The organism is Brevundimonas sp. TWP1-3, from assembly GCF_049896085.1.
In the GTDB taxonomy this organism is placed as follows: Bacteria; Pseudomonadota; Alphaproteobacteria; order Caulobacterales; family Caulobacteraceae; genus Brevundimonas.
In genome coordinates, this window is record NZ_JAFCTP010000001.1 from 776,758 (window position 1) to 791,792 (window position 15,035).

The window sequence follows — 15,035 nt, forward strand, 5'->3', positions numbered from 1 at the left end:
TAGTGTCCGCGCGCCTTTCCCCGCGCGCCAGAAGACCAGAGGATACCATGGCCGAAGCCACCGCCGCCTACGACGTCGTCATCATCGGCGGAGGCCCTGGCGGCTACAACGCCGCGATCCGTGCGGGCCAGCTGGGCCTGAAGGTCGCCTGCGTCGAGATGCGCGCCACCCTGGGCGGCACCTGCCTGAACGTCGGCTGCATGCCGTCCAAGGCCCTGCTGCACGCCTCGGAAATGTGGAACGCCGCCAACAGCGAATTCGCCAAGATCGGCATCGAGGTCCAGCCCAAGCTGAACCTGGGCCAAATGCACAAGTCCAAGGACGAGAGCGTCACGGCCCTGACCAAGGGGATCGAGTTCCTGTTCAAGAAGAACAAGGCCGACTGGATCAAGGGGCGCGGCAAGATCGTCGGCAAGGGCAAGGTGGAAGTCACCGCCGCCGACGGTTCGGTCCAGACGCTGGACGCCAAGAACATCGTCATCGCCACCGGCTCGGAGCCGACCCCCCTGCCGGGCGTCGCCTTCGAGGACGGCAAGGTGATCGATTCCACCGGCGCCCTGTCGCTGCCGGCTGTGCCGAAAAAGCTGATCGTGGTCGGCGCCGGCATCATCGGCCTGGAGCTGGGGTCAGTCTGGCGCCGTCTGGGCGCGGAAGTGACCGTGGTCGAGTTCCTGGACCGGATCACCCCCGGCATGGACACCGAGGTCGCCACCGCCTTCCAGCGCACCCTGACCAAACAGGGCATGAGCTTCAAACTGGGCGCCAAGGTCACGGCCGCCAAGTCGGTCAAGGACGGGGTGGAGCTGACGGTCGAACCGTCGGCCGGCGGCGCCGCCGAAACCCTGAAGGGCGACGTCGTCCTGATCGCCATCGGCCGTCGCCCCTATACCGAAGGCCTGGGTCTGGAGAGCGTCGGCGTGACGCCGGACAAGCGCGGCTTCATCGACCATGACCACTTCAAGGTGGCGGATGGCGTCTGGGTGATCGGCGACGTGACCCACGGTCCGATGCTGGCGCACAAGGCGGAGGAAGACGCCGTGGCCGTGATCGACACCATCGCCGGCAAATACGGCCACGTCGACTACGCCCTGGTCCCCAGCGTCGTCTACACCTTCCCCGAAGTGGCTTGGGTCGGTCAGACCGAGGATCAGCTGAAGGCCGCCGGCGTCGCCTACAAGAAGGGCAAGTTCCCCTTCACCGCCAACAGCCGCGCCAAGATCAACCACGAGACCGACGGCTTCGCCAAGGTCCTGGCCGACGCCGCCACCGACAAGGTGCTGGGCGTCCACATCATGGGTCCGCAGGCCGGCGAAATGATCCACGAGGCCGCCATCACCATGAGCTTCGGCGGCGCCTCGGAAGACATCGCCCGCACCTGCCACGCCCACCCGACCCGTTCGGAAGCCGTCCGTCAGGCGGCCATGGATGTCGAAGGCTGGATGATGCAGGCCTGATCCGGCGCCGCGCCGAAAGGCGCAGGCTCTAGGACAAGAAAAAGACCCGGTCGCTTTTCAGCGGCCGGGCCTCTTGCTGTTTAGAGGTGCGTCAGGCGGCCCAGGCCGTCTCTCGGCCTTGGGATTGGCGGCCTGCGTCGATGCGGAAGCGCGAAACCAGCTCGGCCAACTGCTCGGCCTCGTGGCTGAGGGCCTGATTGGCGGCGGTGGTCTGTTCGACCATCGCAGCATTTTGTTGAGTGGTCTGGTCCATCTGGTTCACGGCGACGTTGACCTCGGCGAGACCCACGGCCTGTTCGCGAGCGGAGGCGGCGATCTCGGCGGCCAGCAGGTTGATGTCGGCGACCTGGCTGATCAGGGCGGTCAGGGCGCCGCCGGTCTGGGACACCAGTCGGGCGCCTTCGCCGACGCTGGCGCTGGACGCGGCGATCAGCCCCTTGATCTCTCGCGCAGCGTCGGCCGAACGCTGGGCCAGGGCGCGAACCTCTGAGGCGACGACGGCGAAACCGCGACCGGCCTCGCCCGCACGGGCGGCCTCGACCCCGGCGTTCAGGGCCAGGAGATTGGTCTGGAAGGCGATCTCGTCGATGACGCCGATGATCTCGCCGATGCGGCCCGAGGTGCTTTCGATCTGACCCATGGCGGCGGTGGTGTCAGCGATGATCCGCTCGCGTTCCTCGGCCCCGCCTCGGGCCTTGGCGGTGATGCCGGCGGCGGACTGGGCGCCCTCGGCGGTCTTCTTCACCGTGACGGTGATCTGGTCCAGAGCCGCGGCGGTTTCTTCTAGTGCGGCGGCCTGTTGCTCGGTGCGGCGCGACAGGTCGTTGGTGGCGGTGGTGACCTCGGCCGTGCCGGAGCGCATCGCCCCGACCAGTTCGATGATGTCGCCCATGGTCGCCGTCAGGGTGTCGGCGGCGGCGTTGTAATCGTCCTTCAGCTTCTTGCTGCGCTCGGCGAAGGTGGTGGTGATCCGATAGGTCAGGTCGCCGCGCGCCAGGGCCGCCAGGCCGTCGCCCAGGGCCTCGACCACCACGGCGTCTTCGGCGGCCAGCCGTTCGCGATCGGCCTCGCCGGCGAGGCGGGTGGCGCGGGCGCTTTCACGCATGGTCTCGGCCTCGGTCTCGGTCTCCTTCTGACGCAGGGCGGCGTCGCGGAAGGCGATGACGGCGCGCGAAATCTGGCCGATGTCGTCGCCGCGCGAGACCCAGGGGGCGTCGAAGTCGGTGCGGCCCTGACGAAGGGCCTCCATCCGGTCGCACAGGCCTTTCATCGGCGAGAACATCCGGCGCGACACGACCAGGCAGGCGCCGACCGTCAGCAGGGCCACGACCAGGCCACAGGCGAACAGGGCGATCATCACATTGTTCACCGAGGCCATGAAGTCGGCCTTGGGAATGCCGACATACAGCACGCCGATGGTCTGGCCCGCCGTGGTCTTGATCGGGTCGTAGGCGACGAAATAGGGCTTGCCCAAGATATCGGCCTGGCCGCGATAGGGCCGGCCGTCCTTGAGCACGGCGTCGAAGACCGGGCCAGGTTTCAGCCGGGTGCCGACCGCGCGCGAGCCGTCGTCCTTGACCACATTGGTGGTGACGCGCAGGTCGCCCAGGAAGACGGTGGCGGTGCCGCCGACCAGGGTCTTCACCCGATCCACGGGGGCGGTGAAGTCGTTCATCGGCGTCGAGCCGACGTAGAGTTTGCCGTCGCGCGCGGTGAAACCGTCGCCATAGTCGGCCAGCACGTTCCAGGCGACCCGCATATTGGTTTCCTGACGCTCGGCCGCTCTGGACTCGGCGTCGCGGGTCAGAAGGACGGCGGCGAGCGCCATCACGGCCACGGTCAGGGCGCCGAGGGCGGCGATGACCATCAGGGCCGTCTTGGCCGACAGGGAAAGGGCGCTGAGCTTCATCGTCTCGTTCGGTTGGAGCGGCGTGGAGGGCGAAGCTCAAGTCTGGCCGAATGAGGTTAAAATTCTCAACCTATAGGGGTTCTTGCGTAGTTACGGTCAAGCCAGACCCTTGAGCCGGTACAGGGCTTCCAGCGCCTCGCGCGGGCTGAGGGCGTCGGGATCGACGTCCTGCATGGCCTTGTCCAGCGGCGACGGACCGCGCATCGGTTCCGGCTCGGCGACGGCGAACAGGGGCAGGTCGTCCAAGCGGGCGGCGGCGGCCTTTTCACCCTCCAGCCGGTTCAGAACCGAGCGGGCGCGGGCGACGACGGCGGCGGGGACGCCGGCAAGCTTGGCGACCTGGACGCCGTATGAGCGGTCGGCCGCGCCGGGCGCCGCCTCGTGCAGGAAGACCAGCTCGCCGTTCCATTCGCGCGCGACCATGGACAGGTTGCAGACGTGGTCCAGCCGCATCTCCAGCTGGGCCAGCTCGTGATAGTGGGTGGCGAACAGGGTGCGGGCGCGGTTGGTCTCGTGCAGGGCCTCGGCCGTGGCCCAGGCGATGGCCAGGCCGTCGTAGGTGGCGGTGCCGCGGCCGATCTCGTCCAGCACGACGAAGCTCTTCGGCGTGGCCTGGGTCAGGATGGCGGCGGTCTCGACCATCTCCATCATGAAGGTGGAGCGGCCGCGCGCCAGGTCGTCGCCGGCCCCGACGCGACTGAACAGCCGGTCCACCACGCCCAGCCGCATCGAGCGGGCGGGCACGAAGGCGCCGGCCTGGGCCAGGATCACCAGAAGCGCGTTCTGGCGCAGGAAGGTCGATTTACCCGCCATATTGGGGCCGGTGACGATGGCGAGGCGCGATCCGTCCTGGCCTGACCCGTCCAGCCGGGCGTTGTTGGGGGTGTAGGGCGACCCCTGCGCCTTGACCGCCGCCTCGACGACAGGATGGCGACCGGCCTCGACGCAGAAGGTCAGGGTGTCGTCCACCACGGGCCGGGTCGCGCCGACTTCCTGCGCCCATTCGGACAGGGCGGCGTGGGCGTCCAGTTCGGCTAAGGCCTCGGCGACGGCCTGCAACGGCTGGGCCAGGCGGGCGGCCTCGCGTCGCCAGCCCTCGAAGGTCTCGCTTTCAATGGCCAGGGCGCGGTGGCCGGCCTGGCTGATCTTGGCGTCCAGTTCCGACAGTTCGACCGTGGTGAAGCGGACCTGGCTCGCCAGGGTCTGGCGATGGATGAAGGGGCTGTCTGGGCCGGCGCGGAATAGGGGTTCCGCCGCCTTGGCCGAGGTTTCCAGGAAGTAGCCCAAGACGGCGTTGTGCTTGACCTTGAAGGGCACGCCGGATTCGGCGACGGCGCGGGCTTCCAGGTCGGCGACGACGCGGCGGCTGTCGTCGCGCAGGGTGCGGGCGGCGTCCAGTTCGGGGCGATAGTCGGGGCGCACATAGCCGCCGTCGCGCGCCAGGTGCGAGGGCTCGTCCACCAGACCGTCGATCAGATCGGCCTTCAGTCGCGACACGTCGGGCGAAAGGGTCAGCCGGTCGAGCGCCGAGGCGATGCGGCGCGGCTGGCCGGTCAGGGGATCGACTTGACCCACGAACAGGCTGGCGACGCCCTCGGCGATCGACAGGCCGATGCGCACGGCCGCCAGATCGCGCGGGCCGCCGCGTCCCAGGGCCAGCCGTCCGACGGCGCGGGCGATGTCCGAGGACGCCTTCAACGCCTCGCGCAGGTCGCGCCTCAGATCGCGCCGCTCCAGCAGCCATTCGACGGCGTCGAGCTGCTCGTTGATCGCCAGCGGATCGCGCAGGGGGCGGGCGATCCGTTCGGCCAGGGCGCGCGCCCCGCCCGAGGTGACGGTGCGGTCGATGCAGGCGAGTAAAGACCCCTCGCGCTCGCCGCGCTGGGTGCGGTCGATCTCCAGACTGGTGCGGGTCGCCGGGTCGATGGCCAGAAAGCCGCTCTCGCCCAGCCGACGCGGCGGGGCCAGGGCGGGAACCTTGCCGGCCTGGGTCGTCTCAAGATAGGCGGCGATCAGGCCGAGCGCCGAGACCTCGGCCTCCTCGAAGGCGCCGAAACCGTCGAGCGCCGAGACGCCGTACAACCGTTCGACCCGCACCCGCGCGGCCTGGGGTTCGGCGATGGCGGAGGCCAGCGCCTGGACCACGCCGCCCGAGCCGTCCAGCGCTTCGCGCGTCGCCTCGTCCGAATACATCCGGTCGGTGACCAGAACCTCGGACGGTCGGAAGGCGGCGAGGGCCGCGCCCAGGTCTTCGATTGAGCAGGCGACGGAATCGACCGCGCCGGACGACAGTTCGACCACGGCGACCGCCGCCCTTCCTTTGCGCACCGCGACCGCCGCCAGGCGATTGGCGCCGCGCGCGTCCAGCAGACTGTCCTCGGTCAGGGTGCCGGGCGTCACGACCCGCACCACGCCGCGATGGACCACGGATTTGCCGCCGCGCTTCTTGGCCTCGGCGGGGTCTTCCAGCTGTTCGCAGATGGCGACCTTGTGACCCATGCGGATCAGGCGGGCGAGGTAGCCCTCCATGGCGTGAACCGGCACCCCGGCCATCGGGATGTCCTCGCCCTGGTGCTTGCCCCGCTTGGTCAGGGTGATGCCCAGGGCGGCGGCGGCGACCTCGGCGTCCTTGAAGAACAGTTCGTAGAAGTCGCCCATGCGGAAGAAGAGGATGGCGTCCGGCTGACCCGCCTTGGCCGTCAGATATTGCGCCATGAACGGCGTCGCGCCCTCCAGCGAAGCGGCGATTTCGGGCGGGTGAGTGACGGGGGCGTTCATGTGGCGACAGGGTGACGGATCGCGCCCGGCGGCTCAAGGCCGTTGAACGGCCCTTGCACAGGCTTGTCGCCCCTGCGATAGGCCGCGCCAGGCGGTTTAGGGAACACGGTGAGACACCGTGGCTGTGCCCGCAACTGTAGGCGGCGAGAGCGTCGTCCGTCCGGGGTCTGACGACTTCGGCGCCACTGGGTGACTGGGAAGGCGAGGACGGCGGTTTTTGACCCGCAAGCCAGGAAACCTGGCCGCCTGTGTCGCTCGCTGCTGTCCGGGACCAGACAGAGGCGCGGGGACTTAACCGTCGCAGCGACCCGACCTTGCGCCGTCCAGACCCTCGCGGTCTGGCGGGTCGGCTCGCTTTGAACGGTCTCTCGCGCGCACTCGCGGGACCGAAACGGGGATCTCGCTCAATGAAGCGTTCCATTCTTCTCTCGACGGCTGCTTTTTCTGTAACGATTGGCGCCTTCGCCGCGCCTGCCTTCGCCGCTGATGATGCGACCCAGCTGGACGACGTCGTCATCACCGCCACCCGCATCCCGGCCATCGTCGCCGACACGCCCGGCGCCCGCGTCATCGACGCCAAGACCATCGAACAGCGCGGCGCGATCTTCGCCGCCGACATCCTGGCCGACGTGCCGGGCCTGTCGGTGACGCGCACGGGGGCGTTCGGCGGCGTGGCCCAGGTCCGCATGCGCGGCGCCACGCCCGGCAAGACCTTGGTGCTGGTAGATGGCGCGCCCGTCAACGATGCGGCCGAGCCCAACGGCGCCTATGACTTCTCCAGCTTCGAGCTGGCCGACATCGAGCGCATCGAAGTGCTCAGCGGCCCGCAGTCGTCGCTGTGGGGTTCCGACGCCATCGGCGGCGTGATTGCCTTCACGACCAAAGAGATCGACGGCGTGCGCGCAGAGGCCGAGGCCGGCAGTTTCGACACGGTGCGCGGCCGCCTATCGGCCGGCGTCGCTAACGAGACTTACGCCGTCAGCGCCTATGTTTCGCGGTTCGACACCGACGGCATCTCCGCCGCCGACGAGGCGGACGGCAATCCCGAGGCCGACGGCTTCCGCAGCACGACCCTGGGCGCCAAGGGCCGCTACGCCTTCTCGGACCTGGTCAAGGTCGACGGCTCGGTGCGCTGGAATAAATCAAAGGCCGATCTAGACGGCTTCCCGGCCCCGACTTTCGCGTTGGCCGACACCGACGACACCCAGGAAAGCGAGCAGTGGTCGGGCTTTGGCCGGGTGACCGCCCAGGCGTTCGGCCTGAACCATCAGTTCAGCGTCTCCGCGTCGGATCTGGACCGCAGCTCGGTCAGCGACGGCTTCGGTTCGACCTTCACCGGCGACCGTCAGGCCTATCGCTGGCAGGCCAACGGCAAGGCGCAGGACATCGACTATGCGTTCGGCGTCGAGCGCAACGAGGCGTCGGCGGCTCTGTCGTCGGGCCTGTCGCGCGACCTGTCGATCACCTCGGTGTTCGGCGTGGCCCAGTATGACGTCGGCGCGCTGAACCTGACCGGCGGCCTGCGTTACGACGACACCGACGATTTCGGCTCCAAGACGACGGGTCGCATCTCGGCGGCCTATGATCTGGCCGGCGGGTTCATCCTGTCAGGCGCCTACGGCACGGGCTTCAAGTCGCCGACCGTCAGCCAGGCGGTCTGCGACTTCTGCTTCGCACCGCTGCCCTATCCCGAACTGAAGCCGGAAACGGCCGACAGCGTCGAGATCGCCCTGGGCTGGGCCTCGGCCGATGGCCGCTTCGACGGTCGCGCGACCCTGTATCGCCTGAACGTCGAGGACCAGATCACCTATACTGCCGGACGCTACATCAATGTGGCCAAGACCCGGTCGGACGGGTTCGAGCTGGAAGGCCGCGCCTTGCTGGGCGCCGGTTTCGACCTGACGCTGGCCTATGCCTGGACCGACGCCGAGGACCGCACGACGGGCCTGCGCCTGTTGCGCGTGCCGGAACACGCCGGTGCGGCGACCCTGGGCTGGACCGGTGATCGCGTCTCGGGTGCCCTGACGGTGCGGGCGGAAGGCGACCAGGACGACTCGGGCGGCTTCTCGACCGTGGCGCGCGACGGCTTCGTCACCGCGAACCTGAACGCGGCCTATGAACTGACCGACCAGGTCACATTGACGGCGCGGATCGAGAACCTGAGCGACGAACACTATCAGCAGGTGTTCGGTTACGGAGAGCCGGGGCGGTCCGGCTATGTCGGGATCAGGCTGCGCTACTGATCCGGGCGCGGGCGCCGGCGGTGAAGGCCGCCGGCGCTTCCAGCGCCAATGACCCCCAGTCCAGATTGGGGCAGGGGGCGTGGGCGGCAGCCAGGATGGCGCGCAGTTCGGCGGCCGAGGCGACGCTGGCCACCACCTTGTCCACCCCTTTGAGCGCCAGGGCGTAACCCAGGGCCGCCTGCATCGGGTCGCAACGCTGCTCGGCTAAACGCCGGCGCGTGCGCGACAGGGCCTGGGCGTGGCTGGCCAGTTCGGCCGGAAGATCGTCGCCGCCCGCGAACAGCAGGCCGCCGGCGAAGACCGAAGACAGATGAACGGATGCGCCCGTATCGGCGATGGCCTCCAGCACGCCGTCCTGGGCCGCGCGTTGGTCCAGCAGGCTGCACGGCACCTGGACGACGTCCGCTTCGAGGCGGCGCGCCAGCAGGGCGGGACCGTCTTCCAAAGTGGCGCAGAAACCAATGCGGCGATAAAGGCCGCGATCCTTGAGGCTGCGGGCGCGATCCCACAGGGCGCGACCTTCGGCGCCGGCCAAATCGGCGGCGTTGGAAATCAGCAAAACGTCGCCGCGGGGCAGGCCCATCCGTTCCAGCGAGCGCCGGGCGCGGGCCTCGACCCGGTCCAGACCTTCGCTTAACGGCACGGTCCGCACCGTGACCTGGAAGGGCGAGGGGAAGGGCCAGGCCTGACCCAGCAGACGCTCGCCGTCGCCCTCGGGCCGGGTGGCGATCAGTTTGACCCCGGCGTCGGCTCCCGTCTGAAGCAGAAAACGCATGGCCTCTTCACGAGCGCCGGACGGCGCGCTCATGAAGGCGCCGGGCGCGCGTTCGGGCTCTGTCACCACGGCGAGAGCCAGGCGATGGATGGGCGACGACGCCGAAGGTGTGGCGGGGGAATACGACACGCCCGCACAATGACGCCCAATGCTTAAGGGACGCTGAGCGAGACCTTAAGCGAACCCTACTTATCCACCGCTGATATGCGCAATCCGGCGAAAATCAGACATCCGCGTCTGGCTGGCGATCCGGGTGGGCCGAGGCGAAGGCGGGGTGGGCTCCGGCGGTCGCCTCGATGGCCAGAAGGCGGGACCAGGGGGACAGGTCCATGTTGAACCGCCGCGCCGAATAGAGCTGTGGAATCAAATAGCAATCCGCCAGCGTCGGCGCGTCGCCGAAACACCAGGCGCCGCCGTGGCGCGCGATCAGGGCCTCAAGCGCATCGAATCCCGGCGCGATCCACCCGGCCGCCCAGGCGTCGACGGTCGCCTGATCGGCGTCGAAGTTCGACCGCAAGGCCTTCAGCACTCGCAGGTTGTTCAGCGGGTGAATGTCGCATGCGATCAGGGCGGCCATGGCGCGCACGGCCGCCCGATCGTTGGCGGTCCTCGGCAACAGGGCCGGTTCGGGGTGGGTTTCCTCCAGCCACTCCAGGATGGCCGGGCTCTGGGTGACGATCAGGTCGCCGTCCTGCAGGGCGGGCACCATGCCCTGCGGGTTCAGGGCCAGATAGTCGGCGGTCTTCTGCTCGCCCTTGCGCAGGTCGTGGGCGGCGAAGTCGTAGCCGAGCCCTTTCAGGTTCAGGGCGATGCGGACGCGGTAGCTGGCGCCCGAACGCCAATAGCCGTGCAGGATCATGGCTGGATCTCGAAGCTGAGCGTCTCCAGACCCTCGACGGTGACGACCACGCGGTCGCCGGGGCTGACCGGGCCGACGCCGGACGGGGTGCCGGTGAAGATCAGGTCGCCGGGTTGCACGCTCCACAGGGCCTGCGCCGCCGCGACGATGCGGTCGGGGTTCAGGATCATGTCGTCCAGCGCCCCCGCCTGCTTGACCTCGCCGTTGACGCTGAGGCCGATGGCGCCGGCGGGATGGGGCAGGGCGCCCAGGGTGATCGGGCCACACGGCGCGGACTGGTCGAACCCCTTGGCCGCGTCCCAGGGGCGGCCGGTTTTCTTGGCCTCGGCCTGGAGATCGCGGCGCGTCAGGTCGCAACCGACGGCCCAGCCGACGATGGCGACCCCGCCGTCGGCATCCGGCCCGATGGCCGCGACCAGTTCGGCCTCGTAATGCAGATTGGCCGTCGCCGACGGGTAGGCGGGGTTGGCCCCGTCCGACACCACGGCGTCGCCGGGCTTGGCGAAGAAGAAGGGCGTCTGCTTGTCGGGGTCCGACCCCATCTCGCGCGCATGGGCGGCGTAGTTCTGGCCCACGCACAGGATCCGGCGGACGGGAAACCGCTGGTCCGATCCGACGATCGGCAGCGATGGGATGGAGCGGGGCGGGAACAGCCATTGGGTCATGCGACCGTTCTAGTGCGGCGAAAAGCCCGTGGCGAGGGCAGAGGCGGGCGCCCATCTGTTGGAACCTCGTTCGGAGTGTGGCGTTGCCAGACGGGGTTCTCTATTCTACCGCCAAGCTTTCAACGGAGCGCGCATCATGGCCACCACCAAGGCCCGAGAAGACATCAAGGCCGACCTGAAGACCCTCAAGGAGGATCTGAAGACCGGCGCCCGCGAGGAAACCCAGCGCCTGCGCGAGAAGGCCGCCGAGGCCGAAGCCAAGCTGCGCGCCAAGAGCGACGAAGTGCGCGACCAGGCTCGTGGCTATTACGACGAGGCCCGCGTGAAGGGCCGCGAATATTACGACGACGCCGCCGAACGCTTCGACGAGGCGCAACGCTATGTCGTCGAGCGCGTGCAGGAGCGTCCGCTTCAGTCCACGGCCGTGGCTCTGGGCGTCGGCGTCATCCTGGGCCTGCTGCTGGCCGGCCGCCGCCGCTGATGTTCAAGGGCATCGTCAAAAAGCTGGTGGCGACGGCTGTCGTCGCCGCCAGCGTGTTTCTGGCCGTCGTCTTCCTGGGCTTGTCGATCTTCTATGCGCTCAGCCTGACCTTGACGCCGCTGGGCGCGGCGGCCGTGACCTTCGGTCTGTTCGCCCTGGTCGCCCTGATCGTGGCCGTCGTTTTCCTGAAGGGCGACAAGCACGACGAGAGCGATGAAGAGGACGAGCCGGAAGGTCTGCTGGGCAAGGTGATCCATATCGTGCGCGAGCGCCCGATCGTGGGCGCCGTCGGCGGTCTGGGCGCGGCCTTCCTTCTGCTGCGCAATCCGGCCCTGGCGGCGATCGTCGCCAGCATGGTCGCCGAGCGCAAGATGGATCAGGGCGGCTATTCGCGCCGTCGTCGTCGATAAGCCAATCGAAGGACGGAACGGCCAAGCCGCGACAACGTTAATGTATAGGACCGACGAACGGCTCTCGGGTCGCCGGCGGCAACATCAACTCAGGAGAGCCAAACCCATGATGCGTTGGGCAATTATCTTCCTGGTCGTGGCCTTGGTCGCGGCCGTCCTCGGCTTCGGCGGCATCGCGAACTTCTCGTTCGAGATCGCTAAATTCGTCGCTGTCGTCGCCATCATCCTGTTCGTCATCGCCCTTGTGGCCGGCGGACTTCGCGGACGCGGCGGCACGCCCCGACTCTAACGGGCGAGACAATCAGATCGAGGGGCGGGACTTCGGTTCCGCCCCTTTTTCTATGCGCGACACCGATCCCGAGAAAGAACTTTACAATACAAAGTTTGTGGGCGATGCTTCCTCATCGAATTTGAGGAGGAGAGACCCATGACCCGCGAGACCCAGGCCATTCAGGACGACATCGCCTATATGCGCAGCCTTGCGCACGACGGGCGCCACGCGCCCTTGTTGGCGGGACCGATCCTGATCACCGCCGCCATCGTGTTTGGCGGCGCCAGTCTGGGCCAGTGGGCCCTCCAGTCCGACGTTCTGGACATCAGCCCCTGGGCGCAGCTTTGGTTGTGGATCGGCTCCGGCGCTGTCTTCGCGGTCGCGCTGACGATGCTGATCGGGCGCATGAAGGGCAAGCCGGGCATCAACTCCGCCGGCAACAAGGCGGTCGGCGCGGCCTGGTCGGGCGTCGGCTACGGCATCTTCGTCACCTGGCTGGCGCTGGTGGCCTTGTCGTTCAAGACCGACAACTGGTCCTGGATGGCGGTGATGCCGACAACCGTGCTGGTTGCCTATGGTTCGGCCTGGATGATCGGGGCGGCGATGACGAAGACGCGCTGGATGTCGGTGACGGCGCTTGCGGCCTATGCCGGCGCGGTCGCCGTGGCCTGGTTCATCGACAGCGCCATGATCTATCCGGTGTTCACGGTTGTTCTGATGGCCGTCGCCCTGGTTCCGGGCATCATCCTGATGCGTCAGGAACCGTCGGAGATCGTCTGAGCATGGCCGATGATTTCGATATCAGCCGGATCGACGATGTGATCCACGGGCGCATCCGGCTGGGGATCATGGCCTATCTGTCGGGTGCGGGGACGGCGGACTTCACCACCCTGAAGGCCCGGTTGCAGACCACGGACGGCAATCTGTCGGTCCATCTGCGCAAGCTGGAAGAGGCCGGTTTCGTTGCCGTGACCAAGAGTTTCAAGGGCCGAAAGCCCCTGACCGAGGCCAGTCTGACCGACCAGGGACGCGACGCCTTCGTCGCCTATCTCGATGCGATGGCGGGCCTGCTGCCAGAGCGGTGAAATCAAGCTAGAAGCGCGGGTATGACCACCCGTCTTCATGCCTTCGAGGCCATCGACAACTTCCGCGACTATGGCGACTACGCCACGACGGCCGGGCGGCGCGTGCAGCCTGGCCGTCTGTTGCGTTCGGCCCACCATGCGCGGGCGACCGAGGCGGATCTGGAGCGGCTGCGGCAGCTGGACATCGGGGCGGTGGTCGATCTGCGTCGCCCCGGCGAACGTCGAGATCAGCCGTCGCGTCGGCCGGAGGGCTTCACCGGACGGGTGATCGAGGGCGGCGTGGACGACGGGGCCGAGGCGCCGCACATCACCTTCCTGAAGACCGCGGACCTGACGCCGGAGTCGGGTCGGCGCTTCATGGCCAAGACCTATCGAACCCTGCCCTTCGACGCCTCGCATCTGGATGTCTTCGCCCGCTATTTTCAGGCGCTGGCGGATCAGGATCGGGCGGTGGTGATCCACTGTGCGGCGGGCAAGGACCGGACGGGGTTTCTCGCCGCCCTGACCCACCACCTGCTGGGCGTGTCGCGCGACGACATGGTCGAGGACTATCTGCTGACCAATGTCGCCGTCGATCTGGCGGGTCGCGCGCCCGGCATCGCCAAACAGCTGCACAAGGTGACTGGCCGGATCGCGTCGGATGACGCCATCGTCGCCTTCCTGGGTGTCGAGGCCGCCTATCTGGAGGCGGCGTTCTCCGAGGTCGAGGCGCGGCATGGGTCGGTGGACGCCTATCTGGGCGACGCCCTGGGTGTGGATACCGCCCGGCGCGAGCGGATCGTGGAGCGACTGTCGGCGTGAGCGATGTTCTCAGCCACGTCGTCACGCGCGATGCGCCGTGGGCGGAACCCGTCGCGGTCGCGGCGGGTCTGGGCGGCCGTGACGGGGCCTTGGCTCTCTTGTCGGACGGTGGACCGGGGGGGCGCTGGTCGCACGTCGCCACGGCGCCGGACCTTGTTCAGGTCGGCCCTGTCGATGACGCCGCGCCGTTCCAGGCGCTGAGAGATCCGGCGTTCGGCGCAGGCGTGGTGGGCCTGGCCGCCTATGACGCAGGCGCGCGGCCGGCGACCGGGCGGCGAGAGACGACATGGCCCGACCTGATGCTGGCCCGCTACCCGGCCATGCTGACCTTTGATCATCATCAGCGCACCGTGCGCGCGGTGGGACGAGGGGCGACGGCGGAGCGGGCGGATGTGGCCGCAGCGGTCGCCCTCGGCTGGTTGGCGAACGCCGCCGTCGTCGCGCCACCGTCGGCGCCGGCAGAGACCTTCGAGGCCGAGATGTCGCCGGGCGCCTATCGCGCCGCCGTGTCGGACGTGGTGGAGCGGATCGCGGCGGGCGAGCTGTTCCAGGCCAATATCGCGCAGGCCTGGTCGGGGGCGTTGAAGCCGGCCGCCGATCCCTTCGACGTCTTTCTGCGACTTCAGCAGGATCGCGCCTCGCCGTTCGGGGCCTATTGGCGGATCGGGGAGCGGGCGCTGGTGTCCAACTCGCCCGAGCTTTTTCTCGCCTTCGACGCCGCCAGCCGACGCATCGAGGCCCGCCCGATCAAGGGCACCCGCCCCCGCGCCCTCGACCCGGTCCAGGACGCCGCCCTGGCGGACGCTCTGAAATCCAGCGCCAAGGACCGGGCCGAAAACCTGATGATCGTCGACCTGATGCGCAACGACCTGGCGCGGGTGTCGCAGCCGGGGTCGGTGCGGGTCGAAACCCTGTTCGAGGTCGAGAACCATCCGACCGTGCATCATCTGGTCTCGACGGTGACGTCTCAGGCCGATCCCGGCATCGGCCCCGCCGACCTGCTGGAGGCGACCTTCCCGCCAGGCTCGATCACCGGCGCGCCAAAGCATCAGGCCATGAAGGTCATTGCGGCGCACGAACCGCCGCGCGGTCCCTGGTGCGGATCGCTGTTCTTGATCGAGGAGGGCGGCACGTTGACCGCGTCGGTCCTGATCCGCACGGCCGGCTTCGAGCGGTCGGAGGGCATATGGCGCTTCCGCACCCTGGCCGGCGCGGGCATCGTCGCCGACAGCGATCCAGTGGAGGAAGAGGCCGAAACCGACGCGAAGATTTCGGCGATGCGCGACGCTCTGATCGGATATTAG

General features: G+C 68.4%; 14 protein-coding genes and 1 riboswitch. Of the genes, 9 read left to right on the forward strand and 5 right to left on the reverse strand.

The window, feature by feature from the left end; translation table 11 throughout:
* Window positions 1-47 precede the first annotated feature (47 nt).
* Entirely contained in the window at window positions 48-1,454 is a 1,407-nt protein-coding gene (lpdA, locus tag ACP693_RS03920) for a dihydrolipoyl dehydrogenase (RefSeq protein WP_426018814.1), read from the forward strand.
* Between the two features lie 91 nt (window positions 1,455-1,545).
* Here the strand turns inward: lpdA and ACP693_RS03925 are convergent, their stop codons facing one another.
* Window positions 1,546-3,363 (reverse strand): methyl-accepting chemotaxis protein, encoded by a 1,818-nt coding sequence (locus ACP693_RS03925; protein ID WP_426018812.1) that lies wholly within the window; start codon window positions 3,361-3,363, stop codon window positions 1,546-1,548.
* Window positions 3,364-3,459: 96 nt separating this feature from the next.
* Window positions 3,460-6,141 carry a DNA mismatch repair protein MutS gene (mutS, locus tag ACP693_RS03930; protein WP_426018811.1) on the reverse strand — a complete coding sequence of 894 codons (2,682 nt, stop codon included), beginning with the start codon at window positions 6,139-6,141 and terminating at the stop codon, window positions 3,460-3,462.
* 75 nt (window positions 6,142-6,216) lie between these two features.
* A riboswitch (cobalamin riboswitch) is annotated at window positions 6,217-6,402 on the forward strand.
* A gap of 146 nt (window positions 6,403-6,548) precedes the next feature.
* Here mutS and ACP693_RS03935 point away from each other — a divergent pair.
* Window positions 6,549-8,384 carry a TonB-dependent receptor plug domain-containing protein gene (locus tag ACP693_RS03935; protein ID WP_426018810.1) on the forward strand — a complete coding sequence of 612 codons (1,836 nt, stop codon included), beginning with the start codon at window positions 6,549-6,551 and terminating at the stop codon, window positions 8,382-8,384.
* On the opposite strand, the gene ACP693_RS03940 is transcribed toward ACP693_RS03935, so the two are convergent.
* The 3 genes from ACP693_RS03940 to ACP693_RS03950 form a co-directional block, all read right to left on the reverse strand.
* Window positions 8,368-9,288 (reverse strand): aldo/keto reductase, encoded by a 921-nt coding sequence (locus ACP693_RS03940; RefSeq protein ID WP_426018808.1) that lies wholly within the window; start codon window positions 9,286-9,288, stop codon window positions 8,368-8,370. The two genes, ACP693_RS03935 and ACP693_RS03940, sit on opposite strands and share 17 nt — an antisense overlap.
* A gap of 94 nt (window positions 9,289-9,382) precedes the next feature.
* A complete protein-coding gene (gene maiA / locus ACP693_RS03945) occupies window positions 9,383-10,018 on the reverse strand; it encodes a maleylacetoacetate isomerase (protein WP_426018806.1) in 636 nt (211 codons plus the stop codon).
* Window positions 10,015-10,683, reverse strand: a complete 669-nt coding sequence (locus tag ACP693_RS03950) for a fumarylacetoacetate hydrolase family protein (protein ID WP_426018804.1) — start codon at window positions 10,681-10,683, stop codon at window positions 10,015-10,017. Before ACP693_RS03950 ends, maiA begins: the two co-directional genes overlap by 4 nt.
* Window positions 10,684-10,819: 136 nt before the next feature.
* Here ACP693_RS03950 and ACP693_RS03955 point away from each other — a divergent pair, with 136 nt between their 5' ends.
* The 7 genes from ACP693_RS03955 to ACP693_RS03985 all read left to right on the forward strand — a co-directional run bounded on the left by ACP693_RS03955 (window position 10,820) and on the right by ACP693_RS03985 (window position 15,035).
* A complete protein-coding gene (locus ACP693_RS03955; protein ID WP_135193936.1) occupies window positions 10,820-11,164 on the forward strand; it encodes a DUF883 family protein in 345 nt (114 codons plus the stop codon).
* Window positions 11,164-11,574, forward strand: coding sequence for a hypothetical protein (locus tag ACP693_RS03960; RefSeq protein ID WP_426018802.1), 411 nt, complete (start codon window positions 11,164-11,166; stop codon window positions 11,572-11,574). The genes ACP693_RS03955 and ACP693_RS03960 overlap by 1 nt, the downstream gene beginning before the upstream one ends.
* A gap of 106 nt (window positions 11,575-11,680) precedes the next feature.
* The gene (locus ACP693_RS03965) at window positions 11,681-11,863 is read left to right on the forward strand and encodes a DUF1328 domain-containing protein (protein ID WP_087121113.1); all 183 of its coding nucleotides are present in this window, start codon (window positions 11,681-11,683) and stop codon (window positions 11,861-11,863) included.
* A gap of 138 nt (window positions 11,864-12,001) precedes the next feature.
* Entirely contained in the window at window positions 12,002-12,625 is a 624-nt protein-coding gene (locus ACP693_RS03970) for a hypothetical protein (protein ID WP_426018801.1), read from the forward strand.
* Between the two features lie 2 nt (window positions 12,626-12,627).
* A complete protein-coding gene (locus tag ACP693_RS03975) occupies window positions 12,628-12,930 on the forward strand; it encodes a transcriptional regulator (protein WP_346495739.1) in 303 nt (100 codons plus the stop codon).
* A 21-nt stretch (window positions 12,931-12,951) separates the two neighbouring features.
* Window positions 12,952-13,731 (forward strand): tyrosine-protein phosphatase, encoded by a 780-nt coding sequence (locus ACP693_RS03980; RefSeq protein WP_426018800.1) that lies wholly within the window; start codon window positions 12,952-12,954, stop codon window positions 13,729-13,731.
* Window positions 13,728-15,035, forward strand: coding sequence for an anthranilate synthase component I family protein (locus tag ACP693_RS03985; protein WP_426018797.1), 1,308 nt, complete (start codon window positions 13,728-13,730; stop codon window positions 15,033-15,035). The genes ACP693_RS03980 and ACP693_RS03985 overlap by 4 nt, the downstream gene beginning before the upstream one ends.

What these genes read in the sequence shown, in the direction of transcription:
- lpdA (WP_426018814.1), top strand. Translation starts at nt 48, where the DNA reads ATGGCCGAAGCCACCGCCGCCTACGACGTCGTCATCATCGGCGGAGGC.
- ACP693_RS03925 (WP_426018812.1), bottom strand. Translation starts at nt 3,363, where the DNA reads ATGAAGCTCAGCGCCCTTTCCCTGTCGGCCAAGACGGCCCTGATGGTC.
- mutS (WP_426018811.1), bottom strand. Translation starts at nt 6,141, where the DNA reads ATGAACGCCCCCGTCACTCACCCGCCCGAAATCGCCGCTTCGCTGGAG.
- ACP693_RS03935 (WP_426018810.1), top strand. Translation starts at nt 6,549, where the DNA reads ATGAAGCGTTCCATTCTTCTCTCGACGGCTGCTTTTTCTGTAACGATT.
- maiA (WP_426018806.1), bottom strand. Translation starts at nt 10,018, where the DNA reads ATGATCCTGCACGGCTATTGGCGTTCGGGCGCCAGCTACCGCGTCCGC.
- ACP693_RS03950 (WP_426018804.1), bottom strand. Translation starts at nt 10,683, where the DNA reads ATGACCCAATGGCTGTTCCCGCCCCGCTCCATCCCATCGCTGCCGATC.
- ACP693_RS03955 (WP_135193936.1), top strand. Translation starts at nt 10,820, where the DNA reads ATGGCCACCACCAAGGCCCGAGAAGACATCAAGGCCGACCTGAAGACC.
- ACP693_RS03960 (WP_426018802.1), top strand. Translation starts at nt 11,164, where the DNA reads ATGTTCAAGGGCATCGTCAAAAAGCTGGTGGCGACGGCTGTCGTCGCC.
- ACP693_RS03965 (WP_087121113.1), top strand. Translation starts at nt 11,681, where the DNA reads ATGATGCGTTGGGCAATTATCTTCCTGGTCGTGGCCTTGGTCGCGGCC.
- ACP693_RS03970 (WP_426018801.1), top strand. Translation starts at nt 12,002, where the DNA reads ATGACCCGCGAGACCCAGGCCATTCAGGACGACATCGCCTATATGCGC.
- ACP693_RS03975 (WP_346495739.1), top strand. Translation starts at nt 12,628, where the DNA reads ATGGCCGATGATTTCGATATCAGCCGGATCGACGATGTGATCCACGGG.
- ACP693_RS03980 (WP_426018800.1), top strand. Translation starts at nt 12,952, where the DNA reads ATGACCACCCGTCTTCATGCCTTCGAGGCCATCGACAACTTCCGCGAC.